The organism is Pseudomonas atagonensis (assembly GCF_011369485.1).
GTDB classification, from domain to species: domain Bacteria; phylum Pseudomonadota; class Gammaproteobacteria; order Pseudomonadales; family Pseudomonadaceae; genus Aquipseudomonas; species Aquipseudomonas atagonensis.
This window is the reverse complement of the sequence record NZ_VXCA01000025.1, coordinates 12,244-28,064: the sequence shown is the minus strand read 5'-3', so window position 1 is coordinate 28,064 and position 15,821 is coordinate 12,244. Positions and strand designations below refer to the sequence as shown.

Genomic DNA, 15,821 nt, shown 5'->3' with positions numbered 1-15,821 from the left:
GGGCTGAAAGCTGCGCTGTAGCGGGTCGAGAGGCCTGTTACGGTTCCGGGCGTCCGGGCGTGAGCCTGGCGGGAACGCCGGAGTATAACAGAGCAATCACTGCGCGCTGCTTTCCTGCTGCTCAACGGTTTTGCTGCTGGCCGAGGCATTGCCCAGCGGCGCGGCTGCATCGGGCGCTGCGCCATAGCGTGCACTCAGCTCGGCGTAGGCCGGTTCGCGCTTGAATCGCTTGAGCTCTGCACCGAAGCGCTGCACCAGCAAATCCATGCCGGCATTGCGCCGAACCGCGAGAAACTGGCTCTGACGGCTGATAACGGTAGGATTTTCGGTAATCTGATCGCGGATATTCAACTGATCGAGCAAATGCTGACCAACACGGCGATCGGTGATCAGCAGGTCGATACGCCCGCGCACCAGTTTGCCGAAGTTGGCTTCATGGGTGGGCGCCGGTTCACGGGTAAACAGGGTCGATTCGCGAAAGTCGGGGCTGTACAGATAACCCGGCGAAGTGCCGATGGTCAGGCCTTTGAGCTCTTCGAGTTTGCTGAAGGGGTGCGGCCGGTCGTTGGCGTAGAACATCACGAACTCGACGTCCGACAGCGGTTCGATGGGGTAGAGCAGGGTGGCATCGCGCTCGTCGCTGTGGAAGATATCCAGCGCCCCGTCGGCCTGACCGGTTTCGAGCATCGACAGGCAGCGCTTCCACGGCAGGAACTGCCACTCGACTTCAATGCCCAGACGCTTGAACACAATGGCAGTGGTTTCGTAGTCGAGGCCGAGGTTTTTGCCGCCCTCTTCATAGACGTAAGGCGCCCACGGCTCGGTGACAATACGCAGTTTCTCGCCCCGAGCGGCGAAGCTCAGGCAAGCAAAAACCAGCACGGCGAATAACTGCGTGATCAGAGGCATGGCTTGAGATTACGACGAGAAACGGGAAAGAGCCAGAAAGTGGCTGCACAAGCTCTGTTTCGGGCCTTTAAAAGCAAAAGATCGCAACGGCGGGAGTGCTTACATTGGTATTAATCACCCTGTGTAAGCGCTGCCGAAGGCTGCGATCGTTTGTTCTTTCTTGTAGCTCTCAGCTTGAGGTTCGCAGCGGTTTCAGCGCGGCAACTTCAGGTTATTCCAGATCGCCAGGCTAGGTTCGGCCTGATTCATGGAATAGAAGTGCAGCCCCGGTGCACCACCCGCCAACAGGCGTTCGCACATTTCGCTGACGACTTGCTCGCCAAAGCGCTGAATGCTTGGAGCATCATCGCCGTAGGCTTCCAGTTGCTTGCGGATCCAGCGCGGAATTTCCGCACCGCAGGCATCGGAGAAGCGCGCGAGCTTGCTGTAGTTGGTGATCGGCATGATCCCCGGCACGATCGGCAGATCCACACCCTGTGCCTGCAAGCGGTCGACAAAGTAGAAGTAACTGTCGGCGTTGAAAAAGTACTGGGTGATTGCGCTGTCGGCGCCGGCGCGGGCCTTGCGCACGAAGTTGGCGAGATCGTCTTCGTAGTTGCGCGCTTGCGGATGCATCTCCGGGTAAGCGGCGACTTCGATGTGGAAATGATCGCCGGTTTCTTCACGAATGAATTCAACCAGTTCGTTGGCGTGACGCAGCTCGCCGCTGGTTATGCCCATGCCCGACGGCAGGTCGCCACGCAGGGCAACGATACGCTTGATGCCGGCAGCCTTGTACTCGTTCAGCAGGCCGCGCAGGTCGTCCTTGCTGTCGCCGACGCACGACAGATGCGGTGCGGCCGGCACTTTGATTTCGCTTTCCAGTTGCAGAACGGTGTTGAGGGTGCGATCACGGGTCGAACCGCCAGCGCCGTAGGTGCAGGAAAAGAAATCAGGGTTGTAGGTGGCCAGCTGACGGGCAGTGGCGAGCAGTTTTTCATGCCCAGCATCGGTCTTGGTCGGGAAGAACTCGAAGCTGTAGCGACGGTCTTGGGACATGGAGGGGACCTCCAGCTACAAGCTGCAAGCTTCAAGCTGCAAGAGCAGCGGAGGTGCGCTGGTCTCTTGTGCCTGAAGCTTGCGGCCTGACACTGTTTTGACAAATAGGGGCAGAGCCTCGGGCTTCGCACGGCAAGCTCGGCTTTTGACCTTGCTTGCCGCTTGAAGCTCGCAGCTGCTCTCGACTTAGTAGCGGTAAGCGTGCGGCTTGAACGGGCCTTCGACGGTCACGCCGATGTAGTCAGCCTGTTGCTTGGTCAGTTGGGTGACCACACCGCCGAAGCCGCGAACCATTTCCAGGGCTACTTCTTCGTCGAGTTTCTTCGGCAGTACTTCAACGGTCAGACGCTCGGCTTTCTGGGCTGGCGACAGGTCGGCGTACTTCTGGCCGAACAGGAAGATCTGCGCCAGAACCTGGTTGGCGAACGAACCGTCCATGATGCGGCTTGGGTGACCGGTAGCGTTGCCCAGGTTCACCAGACGGCCTTCGGCCAGCAGGATCAGGTAGTCGTCGTTCTGCGCGTCGAAAGCGCCCGGGCCGGTACGGTGGATCTTGTGTACCTGTGGCTTCACTTCTTCCCATGCCCAGTTCTTGCGCATGAAAGCGGTGTCGATTTCGTTGTCGAAGTGACCGATGTTGCAGACAACAGCGCGCTTCTTCAGGGCTTTGAGCATGTTTGCGTCGCAAACGTTGACGTTACCGGTGGTGGTCACGATCAGGTCGATCTTGCCCAGCAGCGCTTTGTCGATGCTCGCTTCGGTGCCGTCATTGATACCGTCGATGAACGGCGAAACCAGTTCGAAACCGTCCATGCAGGCTTGCATGGCGCAGATCGGGTCGACTTCGGACACTTTAACGATCATGCCTTCCTGACGCAGGGACTGGGCCGAGCCCTTGCCCACGTCACCGTAACCGATGACCAGCGCTTGCTTGCCGGACAGCAGGTGGTCGGTACCGCGCTTGATGGCGTCGTTCAGGCTGTGACGGCAGCCGTACTTGTTGTCGTTCTTGGACTTGGTCACCGAGTCGTTGACGTTGATGGCCGGGATGCGCAGTTCGCCCTTGGCCAGCATGTCCAGCAGACGGTGTACGCCGGTGGTGGTTTCTTCGGTCACGCCGTGAACGCGATCCAGAACCTGTGGGTACTTGTCGTGCAGCAGCTGGGTCAGGTCGCCGCCGTCGTCGAGGATCATGTTGGCGTCCCATGGCTGGCCATCTTTCAGGATGGTCTGCTCCAGGCACCACTCGTACTCCTCTTCAGTCTCGCCTTTCCATGCGAAAACCGGGATGCCGGCAGCGGCGATAGCGGCAGCAGCCTGATCCTGAGTCGAGAAAATGTTGCAGGACGACCAGCGAACTTCGGCACCCAGGGCAACCAGGGTCTCGATCAGCACGGCGGTCTGAATGGTCATGTGGATGCAGCCGAGGATTTTTGCGCCTTTCAGCGGCTGTTCGCCGGAGTATTTGCGACGCAGACCCATCAGGGCCGGCATTTCCGATTCGGCGATGATGGTTTCGCGACGGCCCCATGCAGCCAGGGACATGTCGGCAACTTTGTAATCGTTAAAATCTGCAGGCGTGATAACAGCGCTCATGAAGAGCCTCCATTCGTAATGTATGCGAATGGGCGCCGTTGTGCGTTTAGTGTCCGGCCTGAGCCGGTCAACGCCCCATCCGAGCCTGACAGGTTGAACCTGCTGCAGCGCCCCTCGGACAGGTGGCGGGAAAACGGTATCAAGTGAACGTTACCGTTTTGAAACGGGGGCGATTATAGCCGTCTAGACTGATCTTCCAAAGGGTTTCTGTCGGCCAAATGAAGATCGCCAATCGCGACCATAGTAGAAGCCTCATGGAGCATGACCGATCAGTCTGCCAAGATGGCGCCCATCTTTCGGCAAACGCTCAGGAGTGAACATGAATTTCCACACCCGCAAATGGGTAAAACCCGAAGACCTCAACCCCAACGGCACTCTGTTCGGCGGCAGCCTGCTGCGCTGGATCGACGAAGAAGCCGCGATCTACGCCATCGTCCAACTGGGCAACCAGCGCGTGGTGACCAAGTACATTTCCGAGATCAACTTCGTCAGCGCCTCGCGCCAGGGCGACATCATTGAACTTGGCATCACCGCCACCGAGTTCGGCCGCACATCGATTACCCTGACCTGCGAAGTGCGCAACAAGATCACTCGCAAGAGCATTCTCACGGTCGAGAAAATGGTTTTCGTGAATCTGGGTGAAGACGGTTTGCCGGCGCCGCACGGGCGGACTGAAATCAAATATGTGAAAGACCAGTTTCAGGAAGATGAATTAGTTACCAAGTGACCTCTGAGCCTGCTCGCGATAGCAGTTTCAAAGTCACTGAAGATTCATCTGGGCACTGAACAGCCTTGAACCGTGGGGGTCGTAGCTAAAAGCCCCCCACGGTTCCCACGCCATGACCACGCCAACAGACGGCAAGACCCCCGACCTCTCGGCCAAAGAGCAGCACGAAGTCGAGAAAAACCAGCCGCCTCGTGCGGCAGTCCTGCATGAAATCATCCGTACTCAAGGCGATCAGGAGCTGGAGCGCAGTATCGCTGCGTTGTGGTGGTCTGCGCTCGCGGCGGGGCTGACCATGGGCCTGTCGCTGATGGGCATGGGGTTGCTCAATTCCCGGTTGCCCGAGGGCGATGAATTCAAGGTGATTGCCAGTTTCGGCTACTGCGCGGGTTTCCTTGCGGTAATTCTTGCGCGCCAGCAACTGTTCACTGAAAACACCCTGACGGCAGTTCTGCCGGTCATGACCAAACCGACTATCCGCAATTTCGGCCGGTTGATCCGGTTGTGGGGCGTGGTGCTGTTCGGCAATCTGTGCGGCACCATTCTGGTGGCTTACGTGATGCTCGAGCTGCCGATCTTCGACAGCAAGACCGACGCAGCCTTCCTCGAAATCGGTCGTAAGGTCATGGAAAACCATGCGAGCCAGATGTTCGCCAAAGGCATTGTTTCGGGATGGATGATCGCCACCATGGTCTGGATGATTCCGTCCATGGAGAGCGCGAAGATGTGGATCATCATCCTCATCACCTACCTCATGGCGCTGGGCGACTTCACGCACATCGTGGTCGGGTCGGCGGAAGTGTCGTATCTGGTGTTTGCCGGCGAGTTGCCGTGGAGTGATTTCTGGGCGGTGTTTGCCGGGCCGACGTTGGCGGGGAACATCATCGGCGGCAGTTTCATCTTCGCCCTGATCAGTCATGCGCAGATCCGCAGCGAAAGCGGCGCGCCGAAAGAGTCTGCGGATCAGGCTGATAAACCTGATTCGCAGCAGATCAAAAAATGATCAGTGGTGTGCAGGCTCGGCCACGTTGGCCGGCTCGTCGCGAGTCGCATGCTTGACCAGTTTGCCGATGGTCAGGCCCTGCAACAGAATCGACGACAGCACCACGATGTAAGTGATGCTCAGCAGCAGATCACGCTCCGGGCCCAGCGGCAGGGCCAGGGCCAGAGCCACCGAAACACCACCGCGCAAACCACCCCAGGTCAGGATCCGGATCGTGCCGCGCGGCACCGTGCGCCAGCGACGCAGCAAGACGATGGCGGGGGCCACGGTGAGCAAGCGCGACAGCAGTATCGCCAGCGCCAGCAGACTTGCCGCCGCCACGTGCAGCCAGTTGAACGGCAGCAGCAACAGTTCCATGCCGATCAGCGCGAACAGCAGGGCGTTGAGCATGTCGTCGAGCAACTCCCAGAAACCGTCGAGGTATTTGCGGGTCATGTCGTTCATCGCCAGGTTGCGACCGAGGTTGCCGATGATCAGCCCGGCCACCACCATCGCAATCGGTGCTGAAACGTGAAGCTCGGTGGCCATCGCCGATCCGCCAATCACCAGCGCCAGGGTCAGCATCACGGTGATCTGATGCTGCTCGACGCTTTTGATCATCCGGTAAACCAGATAGCCGATCAGCCCGCCAAACAGCACGCCGCCCATGGCTTCGTGAACGAACAGCATGGCCGTGGCACTGATAGTCGGGGTTTCGCCGAGTTGGGCAATGCCCAGCAACACGGTGAATACCACGACCGCGGTGCCGTCGTTGAACAGCGACTCGCCGACGATGGTGGTTTTCAACGGTTTCGAGGCATTGGCGGTACGCAGGACGCCGAGTACCGCGATCGGGTCGGTCGGGGAAATCAGTGCGCCGAACAACAGGCAGTAGAGGAAGCTCACGTGCCAGCCGAACAGGGCAAAAATGTAATAGGCGAGGCTGCCGATCACGGCGGTGGCGATCAGTACGCCGAAGGTCGCCAGCAGGCCGATGGGCCAGCGGTAGCTGCGCAGGTCGTTCAGGTTCACATGCAAGGCGCCGGCGAACAGCAAGAACGAGAGCATCCAGTTCATCAGCAGATCGCCGAAGTCGATCTGGCCGATCAGTTGTTGCACGCGTTCTTCGAGGCCGGGGTAGCCGAGCAGGCTCAGGCCTTGCAGCAACAGGGAAAACATCAGTGCGGTAACCATCACGCCGATGGTGGGCGGCAGGCCGATGAAGCGGAAATTGACGAAGGTGAGGAGGGTGGTGAGGCAGATAAAGGCGGCAACGAGTTCAAGCATCCGGGGTCCTTTGGATGGGGGAGTGGAAAGTCAGCGCGCCCGTTCATGGACGCAAAGGTTGGATGGGCTGACGCCGGGTGGGGACACAATTGTGTCCCCCGGGAAAATCAGCCGGACACATTGACCGCAGCGACACCCCGACGTTGCAGGTAGATGAAAAACAGCGCCGTCAGCACCGTCAGTACGCCCACCAGTGCGCCGGTCCACGGCAGGTCCGCCAGGTCCGCGCCGCTGGCTACTACCAACCCGCCGATCCACGCACCCGCGGCATTACCGAGATTGAACGCACTCTGGTTCAGTGTCGAACCGAGATTCGGTGCTTCATGGGCCTGATCGATGATCAGCAGTTGCAGGATCGGGCACAGCGCGAAAGCAAAAATACCCCACAGCACCAGCGTGATCGCAGCGGGTACCACCGAGCGGCTGGTCTGGCTGAACGCCGCGAGAATCACCACCACCGCCAGCGCGACGCCGACCAGCGACGGCAGCAAGCGGCTATCCGCTAGGCGCCCGCCGAGCATGCTGCCACCGGTCAGGCCGACGCCGAACAACAGCAGCATGACGGTCACGCCGTGGGGGCTGACGCCGGTGATGTCCTGCAGGATCGGCGCGATGTAGGTGAACACGCTGAACAGACTGGTCGACGCCAGCACGCTCATGCCCAGCGCCAGCAACACGTTGACCTTGCCCAGCACCTTGAACTCGCTGGCGAGGTTGGCCTTGTCCATCGGGATGTGTTTCGGCAACCACAGCCATTGCGCGAGTGCGGCGATCACGCCGATTACCGACACAGCCCAGAAGGTCGAACGCCAACCGGCGTACTGACCCAGTGCGGTGCCCAACGGCACGCCAAGGACGTTGGCCAGGGTCAGGCCGGTGAACATCATGGCAATCGCCTGCGCGCGTTTGTTCGGTGCGACCAGTCCGGCAGCCACCACCGAGCCAATGCCGAAGAACGCGCCATGACACAGCGCAGTCACCACCCGCGCCGCCATCAGCGTCGCGTAATTCGGCGCCAATGCGCATAGCACATTGCCGAGGATAAACATTAACGTCATGCCCAACAGTGTGGCCTTGCGCGGCATGTTGGCGGTGCCGATGGCGAGGATCGGCGCACCGAACACCACGCCAAGGGCGTAACCGGTGATCAGCAGTCCGGCGTGGGGAATGCTCACGGCGAGATCGCGGGCGACGTCGGGCAGCAGGCCCATGATGACGAATTCAGTGGTGCCGATGCCGAACGCGGCAACAGCAAGTGCAAGCAAGGCGAGTGGCATGCGCAAGGTCTCTGTCGGTAGTCTTGACGCTGTGATCAGGCATACGCAGGCCAACGGCCGGTCTCGGTGAGAGAGCGGGGCAGGCAGTCATTATTGGAATTTATCTGTGCGCAACTGAGTGCGGCGTGGTCGCTTGCAGTATAAACAGCTGCTGACACATCGCGAATCAATAATCTGACTAATTGAGTCGACAATAAAAACAAGGAGTGGAATGTGCTGGCAACAGCTCTGGTGTTGGTCGCGGCGCTGTTGCATGCGGCGTGGAATACCCTGATCAAATTCAGCGCCGAACGGCTGCTGGTGGTGGCGTGCATGGACACCGTGGCGTTGCTGTTCGTCGCCCTCGCGCTGCCCTTCGTGAGTTTGCCGCCGCTGGAAATCTGGCCGTGGATTCTCGCCTCTGCTGCATTTGAACTGCTGTACCGCTACTTGCTGATTCAGGCTTATCGGGTCGGCGATCTCGGTCTGGTCTATCCGTTGATGCGCGGCCTGTCACCGCTGGTGGTGCTGGCGCTGACCCTCATTTTTGCCGGCGAAGTGCTTACCCATCAGCAGGTTTTCGGAATCATGCTGATTCCGTTGGGCATGGCCTGCCTGCTCTGGCAGGGCGGTGGCGGCAAGCATTTGCCTTGGTCGATGCTGCCGGTGGTGGCGCTGATTGGCGTGTGCATCGGTTGTTACACCTACATCGATGGTCAGGCGTTGCGGCGCTGGTCGCACCCGCTGGATTACCTGGTCTGGGTCACGTTGCTCAGTGCCTGGCCGTTTCCTTTGCTGGCGTGGGTAGCCAAGCGCCCGGCGTTTCTGGTGTTCTGGCGAGAGCAATGGAAGCTGGGTCTGGCGGTCGGGTTTTGTGTGTTGTTCAGCTACGCTCTGGTGTTATGGGCGATGCAGTTGGGCTCGATTGCCGAAGCAGCGGCGTTGCGCGAGATCAGCGTGATTCTGGTGGTGCTGTTCGGCATGCGTTACCTCAAAGAACCTTTCGGCCGGCCGCGGCTCTTAGCCTGTGGGCTGGTGCTGATCGGCATGCTGGTAATGAAGTTCTGAGCGCCCGCAATTTCCTACAACTCGAAGAAGGACGGCTTTATGACGGTAGCTCTGTGGTGCGTGTTGATCGCGATTTTCCTGCCCTATGTCTGCACAGGTGTGGCCAAGGCAGTGGGTGGCTACCGACTGAGCGACAACCATGATCCCCGGGATTTTCTGGAAAGCCTGAACGGCGTTGCTCGCCGAGCGCATGCGGCGCAACTGAACAGTTTCGAGGTGATGCCGGCGTTTGCCGCTGCGGTGATCGTTGCGCATCTGGTAGGCACTGCACAATTGGTGACGGTGAATGTGCTGGCGGTGATGTTTATCACCAGTCGCCTGCTGTACATCATCTGCTACCTGGCGGACTGGGCGATTCTGCGGTCGTTGGTGTGGTTTGTCGGGATGGGGCTGATTGCTGCGTTCTTCTTTGTGTCTGTCTGATTATCGGTGTTGGTGATGGCCTCATCGCGAGCAGGCTATCTGACTACCGCCGCTTATCTGCCGGGGTTACTTCTTCTGCGTGTCGGCCACCTGAGGCACTTGCGGCAGTGCCGCGCCTTTGGGCCACAGCATCCAGATCTGCCCTTGCTGTTTCATGTCCCCGGCCAGTTGCCCGGCTGCATCGCCCGTGCCCCAGAACAGATCTGCGCGAACCTCACCGGCAATGGCACCGCCCGTGTCCTGCGCCGCGACCGGTCGAACCAGTGCCGTACCGTCCGGGCGCGTCGTCGACAGCCACAACAGGCTGCCCAACGGAATCACCTTGCGGTCAACCGCCGCGCTGTAACCGGCAGTCAACGGTACATTCAGCGAACCGCGCGGGCCTTCGTTGCTGTCCGGGTTGCGGGTGAAAAACACATAGCTCGGGTTGCTGCCGAGCAGTTCCGGGATCCGCGCCGGGTTGGCCTTGGCCCAGTTGCTGATGGCGCTCATGGTGACGTCTTCTTTCTTCAGCTCGCCTTGCTCGACCAGCCAGCGGCCGATCGGGCGATATGGATGGCCGTTCTGGTCGGCGTAGGCGATGCGCAATTGCTTGCCATCCTGGGTCTGAATGCGCCCGGAACCCTGGATCTGCAGGAATTGCAGGTTCATCGGATCGGTCAGGTAGGCAACCACCGGTGCTTTGACGCCTTTGGATTCGATGGTTGCCGCATCGTCGTAAGGCTTGAGCACGCGACCTTCAAGACGACCGCGCAGACGCTTGCCCTTCAATTCGGGATAAATGCTGTCCAGCGACACGATGATCATGTCTTCAGGCACGCCGTACACCGGCACGTTGGCGACATCGGTGGGCGTCAGGCTGCCGGGGTAAACCGGCTCGTAATAACCAGTGATCAGCCCGTTGGGGTTGTCGTTCTCGGCGCGCAAGCCGTAGACGTCAAGGTTCTGTTTCAGAAAGGCGCGAATCTCCCCGGCACTTTGCGGCACATTGGCCGCCGCCGCGCAGGTTGTGCCCCAGACCGGATCGGTCTTGAGTCGGGTGCACGCGCTGCGCCACGAGCCGAAGCCGGCAACCAGATCGCTGTCGGATACCGCCGGCAGCGCTTCCCAGGTCGCGCTGGAGTAAGTCGCCAGCGCATGGGTTTTCGGCTTGGCGCTGTCGCCACCGGTGCAGCCGGCGAGAATCGCCATCAGGGGCAGGGTTGCGATCAACGGGTGACGCCAGGCCTTGAAACGGCTGTTCATGGAGTGATTCCTGTGCCGGTTGTCCGAGTGCTCCATGCGCTCGAACAACCCGTATTTTTAATAGGGCTATTGGTGTTTGGCGGTGACGCGGGGATACTGGCCGCCGATTTCCGTGACCTGAAGCCACCATGACTCTTAAACGAATTGCTGTTGTATTGCTGGCCTGTCTGACCTTGTCCGCCTGTGGCGGTGTCGACCCGAATTCTCCGTTGGGGCAACGCAAGGCGATTTTCAAGCAGATGCTCAAGACCGGCGAAGATCTGGGCGGCATGCTGCGTGGGCGCATTCCGTTCGACGGGCCGAAATTTGCTGAAGGTGCGGTCAAACTCGATGCGTTGTCTCATGAGCCGTGGAAGCATTTTCCGCAGGTCCGTGAAGAAGATCACACCAGCGCCAAGGACGATGTCTGGCAGAGGCAGGCACAGTTTCAGGAAATGGCCCGTACCCTTGAAGCAGCTACCGGTGAATTGGTGATCGCCAGCCAGGTTCAACCGTACAAGGCCAGTAACCTTGGGCCTGCGGTGCAGAAAGTTGAAGATGTCTGCAGCGCCTGCCATAAGCAATTTCGCGATCATTGATGCCTGTGGCTGTTGATTATCGTTGTGGCGAGGGGATCTTCGTTCGGCCACATTTTTAATGCGGTTGATTACTTGTCGATTTCGTCCAGCGCGTCCTGCAGCTCCTTGCGCGATTCGGCGAGTTTGTCCTTGCGCTTGTTGATCTTCTCCGGATCACCCTTCTTCATGGCTTTGTCGAGGTCGGCCTGGCGTTTGCTGACTTCGTGCTTGGCCTCAAGCACTTTGTTTTCGCGTTCTTTCTTCAGACCGGCGTCGGTGCAGTTCTTCGTCACCTCATCCAGAGCCGTTTGCAGGCCGGCCTGCTGATCGGTGTTGCCGCGGGATTTGGCCTGTTCGATCTGATTGATGATGCCCTGCTTTTTGGCAGCGCAACCGGTCAGGCCCGGGGCATCTTCGTCAGCCATTACGGGCGTAGCCATCATGCCGCAGAGGGTGAGCATGGCGAGCGGTGCAAGAAATTTCATAAAAGCTCCATGTGCAAAGGCAATCGGGTCGGTCAGGCACTGCGCTGTTGGAGCGCCTCGGTGGCCGATGGGTTCCCGGCGCGCCGGGATTGCGTAGTCAGAAACCGTCGATTCCGGCGGCATGTAAGGTTTCACTCAGGGCCAGCACCTGCGGGTCGCGAAAGAACGCGCTCAATTGCGCCGCGCGACCGGGGCCGATGCCGGGTTCTGCCTGCCAATGTTCGGTGTCACGTTGTGCCAGCGCCTGCCACGAATCGGCGAGTTGTGCCTGACCCGTTGGCGGCAAGCCCAGGCCCTTGAGCCATTGGGCGAACGGTCGTTGTCGGGCGCTGTGAAAACTGTAGATCAGGCGCTCGCTGCTGCGCTCGCCGAAGCCGGCAATGTTAGCAAGCTCTGGCGCGTCGAGGGTCAACCAATCCAGCAGGTTGTTCACGCGGCCTGTTTCGAGAAGTTTCTCCCAGGTGCCACGACCGACATGTTGCATCGCCAGACCTTGCTTGCCACTGAGCCAGATCAGACGCGCGAGAAACTGACTTTCGCAGCCGGGCGTCGGTTGCCAGCAGCTCAAGGCATGAAAGTCGCTGGCGGCGGGGATATTGATGTCTGCGCGTTCCGTGGCTCGCAACACAACGCTGTCGAGTCGCGGAATCGTCAGCCCTGCCAGACTGATTGCCACCTGATCCCCGGGGCGGATGTCCAGTTCCTGCCAGCGCTTGAGCGAGCCGGCGCTGACCCGTTTGATCTGGCGGTCATCGAGCATCACCGGTGACAGCTCCAGTACCGGGGTGACGCGCCCGGTGCGCCCGACTTTGAAACTGACTTTGCGGACTTCGGCCAGCGCCTGGGCGAACGGATATTTCCAGGCGATGGCCCAGTAAGGCGCGCGAGCCTCCCAGCGTTCGGCGGGTGGGCGCTGGCTCTGGCGCAAGACCACGCCGTCGCTGGCAAACGGCAGGGGTGAGCGATACCAATGGTCGCGCCATTTCTGCGCATCGGCGAAGTCGCTGACGGGTTGGCTGTAAGGCTCGTTGGCATGAAAGCCCAAAGTTGCCAACGCAGATAAGCGTGTGGGCAAGTCCGCAGGTCCTTGCGGCCAATCCCAGATAAACAATCCGATGCCGGTTGCCTGTTCGTCATTGAGTTTCTTGCGTCCCATCAGCCCGGCCACCGTCGCTCTTGCGTTGACGCTGCCGGCGCGCGCCTGCACATGTTCGTTCAGACGCCAATACAGTTCGCCCTGCACCAGCAAGTCCACGGGTTGGGGCAGTCGTTGTGGAATCGCTTTGATCTTGCGTACGGATGCCGTCCAGTCCTGGCCGTTGACCCCGTCGCCGCGACTGATCGCCTGCTGCAGATTTCCGCCTCGATAAATCAGGGTTACGGCGACACCATCGACTTTGGGTTGAACCCAGACATCCTTTCGATCTTGAAGCCACGCTTGCACATCCTCTGCTTTGTGAAGCTTATCGAGCCCGGTGTGAGCGATGGGATGCGTCACGGAGCCCGAGGCCGAACGTAAAGGCTCGATGGCCGAGGGCAAATCAAAGCACCGTTGCCATTCATTCAGGCGCAGGTGCGACTGGTCGTAGAGTTCGTCGGCAATTGGTGAGCGGCTTTCGCGGTGGTAGGCGTCGTCCCACTGTGCGATCTGCTTTTGCAGGGCGGTGATTTCGTTTTGAGCACGGGGGGCGGGCCAGTCCGGGCACTGGCCATGGGCGTTGAGGGTGAGCGCGGTCAGCAGGAAAACAAACAACAGGCGCAGTGTGACAAGCATCGTGAGCGTCCTTGCTCAGGGGGAATGCTTGAAGGTTAGAAGACGAAATGGAACTCGACAGGCGGGGTGTTTTGCGGGGTATGTCTGGTCGAACCGGCGGGCCTCTTTGCTTTCAGACATGAAAAAGCCCCGCACGGCGCGAACCGTGCGGGGCTTTTTGTACCGCCGGGGAAAGCTTACAGACCAGCAGCAGAACGCAGAGCGTCGGCGCGGTCGGTTTTTTCCCATGTGAAGGTGGTGAAGGTGTCTTCGCCAACAGTCTTGGTCTGCGGAGCGCGACCGAAGTGGCCGTACGCTGCAGTTTCCTGGTACATCGGGTGCAGCAGGTCGAGCATGGTAGTGATTGCGTATGGACGCAGGTCAAACACTTCACGTACCAGCTTGATGATCTTGTCATCGCTGATCTTGCCGGTGCCGAAGGTATTCAGCGAGATCGAGGTAGGCTGGGCCACACCGATCGCGTAGGAAACCTGAATCTCGCAACGCTCGGCCAGGCCGGCAGCCACGATGTTCTTGGCAACGTAACGGCCAGCGTAGGCAGCCGAACGGTCAACCTTCGAGGGATCCTTGCCGGAGAACGCGCCGCCGCCGTGACGGGCCATGCCGCCGTAGCTGTCGACGATGATCTTGCGACCGGTCAGACCGCAGTCACCTACCGGGCCGCCAATGATGAACTGGCCGGTCGGGTTAATGTGGAACTGGGTATCCTTGCTCAGCAGTTCGGCAGGCAGCACGTGCTTGACGATCAGCTCCATCACGCCTTCGCGCAGGTCTTTGTACGACACTTCAGGGTTATGCTGGGTCGACAGAACAACAGCGTCGATACCGACAACCTTGCCGCCTTCGTAACGGCAAGTCACTTGCGACTTGGCGTCCGGGCGCAGCCAAGGCAGCAGACCCGATTTACGGGCTTCGGCCTGACGCTGTACCAGCTGGTGCGAGAAGGTGATCGGTGCTGGCATCAGTACGTCGGTTTCGTTGCTGGCGTAGCCGAACATCAGACCCTGGTCGCCGGCGCCCTGATCTTCAGGCTTGGCACGGTCAACACCCTGATTGATGTCAGGGGATTGCTTGCCGATGATGTTCATCACGCCGCAGGTCGCGCCGTCAAAGCCGACGTCGGAGCTGTTGTAGCCGATGTCGAGAATCACGTTACGCACGATCTCTTCCAGATCGACCCAGGCACTGGTGGTCACTTCACCGGCAACGATAGCCACGCCAGTCTTGACCAGGGTTTCCACCGCAACGCGTGCGTGCTTGTCCTGGGCGATGATGGCGTCCAGCACCGCATCGGAAATCTGGTCGGCGATTTTGTCCGGATGTCCTTCAGACACGGACTCGGAGGTGAAGAGGGAGTATTCGCTCATCTCGATGTTTTCCTGAATTTACCGATGGTGAGTGTCGCCAGCCGGTCGCTGAAAATGGCGAACCTGGATCTGGAAACCATTACGTAAGCCTACATAGAGGCTTTCCCCGGGAACGAGTCCCGCAGCGGTGGCCCAACGGGCCAAATCGTCCTGTTCAAACCCCAACCACAGATCACCGCAGGCCTCCCTGGCCCAACTCTGGTTGTGGCTACATAACTCTGTCACGAGCAGGCTACCGCCCGGTTGCAGCAGGCCGGCCATGTGCTTGAGCGCTTCGGCCGGCGCGGCGAAATGGTGCAACACCATGTTCAGTACAACGCAATCGGCCTGAAGGCTGGTGCCGTTCAATGCATCGGCCAATTGCAGGCTGACGTTAGCCAGTTGTTCACGAACGCATACCTGACGCGCCAGTTCGAGCATCGCCGGGCTGTTGTCCAGCGCGGTTACGGTGCCGAAGCGGCGTGCCAGTTCCGGCAGAAAAGCACCATCGCCGGGGCCGACTTCAATGGCCGTGGCAGCACCATTGAAGTTCAGTTTGTCGAGCAGGGCCAGCACGCTGTCACGGTACTGCGGCAGGCCTGCGATCAAGTCTTGCTGGGCGCGAAATTTCTCCGCGACCCTGGCGAAAAAGTCCTGGCTGGCGGCGGCTCGCTGGGCGTGAACCTGTGCGATTCGCGCCTGGACGTCTTCCGGGAGCGCCAGATTGTCGACTTCTTCTAACAATGCAGCGTGCAGCTTGCCACCCAACAGTTCGGAGTGGGGCAGGGCGCGACGATAGAAAATTGCATTGCCTTCACGGCGAGTCGCCACCAGATCGGCTTGCGCCAGGACTTTAAGGTGATGACTCATGCCGGACTGGCCAATGCCGAAAATCTGCGCCAGCTCCAGCACGCCGAACGAATCGTTGGCCAGCGCGCGCAAGACATTCAGCCGCAGCGGATCGCCGCCGGCCTTGCACAGGGCCGCCAGCTCGTCGCAATCGTCATGGCGAATGGAAGGCACGCGTAAGTTCATAGGCTGGCAGTCTAGAGACGGCGGGATATCCCCGCAAGGGCAATATCAAAAAGTTTTGATATTGCTCGATAAATGGCACTTCTCACGAAACGGTTA

General features: G+C 59.8%; 15 protein-coding genes and 1 riboswitch. Of the genes, 5 read left to right on the top strand and 10 right to left on the bottom strand.

What is annotated here, in order from left to right:
* Window positions 1–96: 96 nt before the first annotated feature.
* From F2P67_RS15645 to ahcY, 3 genes are all read right to left on the bottom strand, one after another.
* Window positions 97–909: a substrate-binding periplasmic protein gene (locus tag F2P67_RS15645; protein ID WP_166221455.1), complete on the bottom strand. Its 813-nt coding sequence runs from the start codon at window positions 907–909 to the stop codon at window positions 97–99.
* A gap of 192 nt (window positions 910–1,101) precedes the next feature.
* Window positions 1,102–1,947: a methylenetetrahydrofolate reductase [NAD(P)H] gene (gene metF, locus F2P67_RS15640; RefSeq protein ID WP_166221453.1), complete on the bottom strand. Its 846-nt coding sequence runs from the start codon at window positions 1,945–1,947 to the stop codon at window positions 1,102–1,104.
* 186 nt (window positions 1,948–2,133) lie between these two features.
* Window positions 2,134–3,543, bottom strand: a complete 1,410-nt coding sequence (gene ahcY, locus F2P67_RS15635; protein WP_166221451.1) for an adenosylhomocysteinase — start codon at window positions 3,541–3,543, stop codon at window positions 2,134–2,136.
* 23 nt (window positions 3,544–3,566) lie between these two features.
* Window positions 3,567–3,665: riboswitch (S-adenosyl-L-homocysteine riboswitch) on the bottom strand.
* A gap of 197 nt (window positions 3,666–3,862) precedes the next feature.
* Here ahcY and F2P67_RS15630 point away from each other — a divergent pair.
* Together F2P67_RS15630 and F2P67_RS15625 are read left to right on the top strand one after the other, a co-directional pair.
* Complete coding sequence (locus F2P67_RS15630) at window positions 3,863–4,270, top strand: acyl-CoA thioesterase (RefSeq protein ID WP_016984776.1); 408 nt, start codon at window positions 3,863–3,865, stop codon at window positions 4,268–4,270.
* Window positions 4,271–4,382: 112 nt separating this feature from the next.
* Window positions 4,383–5,270 carry a formate/nitrite transporter family protein gene (locus F2P67_RS15625; RefSeq protein WP_166221449.1) on the top strand — a complete coding sequence of 296 codons (888 nt, stop codon included), beginning with the start codon at window positions 4,383–4,385 and terminating at the stop codon, window positions 5,268–5,270.
* Here the strand turns inward: F2P67_RS15625 and F2P67_RS15620 are convergent, their stop codons facing one another.
* On the bottom strand, window positions 5,271–6,536 hold the full coding sequence (locus tag F2P67_RS15620; RefSeq protein ID WP_166221447.1) for a cation:proton antiporter: 1,266 nt from the start codon (window positions 6,534–6,536) through the stop codon (window positions 5,271–5,273).
* Between the two features lie 107 nt (window positions 6,537–6,643).
* Window positions 6,644–7,813, bottom strand: coding sequence for an MFS transporter (locus tag F2P67_RS15615; RefSeq protein ID WP_007959692.1), 1,170 nt, complete (start codon window positions 7,811–7,813; stop codon window positions 6,644–6,646).
* Window positions 7,814–8,026: 213 nt separating this feature from the next.
* Here F2P67_RS15615 and F2P67_RS15610 point away from each other — a divergent pair, with 213 nt between their 5' ends.
* On the top strand, window positions 8,027–8,860 hold the full coding sequence (locus F2P67_RS15610; RefSeq protein ID WP_166221445.1) for an EamA family transporter: 834 nt from the start codon (window positions 8,027–8,029) through the stop codon (window positions 8,858–8,860).
* 39 nt (window positions 8,861–8,899) lie between these two features.
* Window positions 8,900–9,283 (top strand): MAPEG family protein, encoded by a 384-nt coding sequence (locus F2P67_RS15605; RefSeq protein WP_166221443.1) that lies wholly within the window; start codon window positions 8,900–8,902, stop codon window positions 9,281–9,283.
* Window positions 9,284–9,349: 66 nt separating this feature from the next.
* Here F2P67_RS15605 and mltA read toward each other — a convergent pair whose 3' ends face one another.
* The gene (gene mltA, locus F2P67_RS15600; protein ID WP_166221441.1) at window positions 9,350–10,528 is read right to left on the bottom strand and encodes a murein transglycosylase A; all 1,179 of its coding nucleotides are present in this window, start codon (window positions 10,526–10,528) and stop codon (window positions 9,350–9,352) included.
* 128 nt (window positions 10,529–10,656) lie between these two features.
* Here mltA and F2P67_RS15595 point away from each other — a divergent pair, with 128 nt between their 5' ends.
* On the top strand, window positions 10,657–11,106 hold the full coding sequence (locus F2P67_RS15595) for a c-type cytochrome (RefSeq protein ID WP_166221439.1): 450 nt from the start codon (window positions 10,657–10,659) through the stop codon (window positions 11,104–11,106).
* A 68-nt stretch (window positions 11,107–11,174) separates the two neighbouring features.
* Here the strand turns inward: F2P67_RS15595 and F2P67_RS15590 are convergent, their stop codons facing one another.
* The 4 genes from F2P67_RS15590 to F2P67_RS15575 all read right to left on the bottom strand — a co-directional run bounded on the left by F2P67_RS15590 (window position 11,175) and on the right by F2P67_RS15575 (window position 15,725).
* On the bottom strand, window positions 11,175–11,570 hold the full coding sequence (locus tag F2P67_RS15590; RefSeq protein WP_166221437.1) for a DUF1090 domain-containing protein: 396 nt from the start codon (window positions 11,568–11,570) through the stop codon (window positions 11,175–11,177).
* A 97-nt stretch (window positions 11,571–11,667) separates the two neighbouring features.
* Window positions 11,668–13,344, bottom strand: a complete 1,677-nt coding sequence (gene ligB / locus F2P67_RS15585) for an NAD-dependent DNA ligase LigB (protein ID WP_166221435.1) — start codon at window positions 13,342–13,344, stop codon at window positions 11,668–11,670.
* A gap of 176 nt (window positions 13,345–13,520) precedes the next feature.
* On the bottom strand, window positions 13,521–14,711 hold the full coding sequence (gene metK, locus F2P67_RS15580; protein ID WP_166221433.1) for a methionine adenosyltransferase: 1,191 nt from the start codon (window positions 14,709–14,711) through the stop codon (window positions 13,521–13,523).
* A gap of 18 nt (window positions 14,712–14,729) precedes the next feature.
* On the bottom strand, window positions 14,730–15,725 hold the full coding sequence (locus F2P67_RS15575) for an ArsR/SmtB family transcription factor (RefSeq protein WP_166221431.1): 996 nt from the start codon (window positions 15,723–15,725) through the stop codon (window positions 14,730–14,732).
* Between the last annotated feature and the right edge of the window lie 96 nt (window positions 15,726–15,821).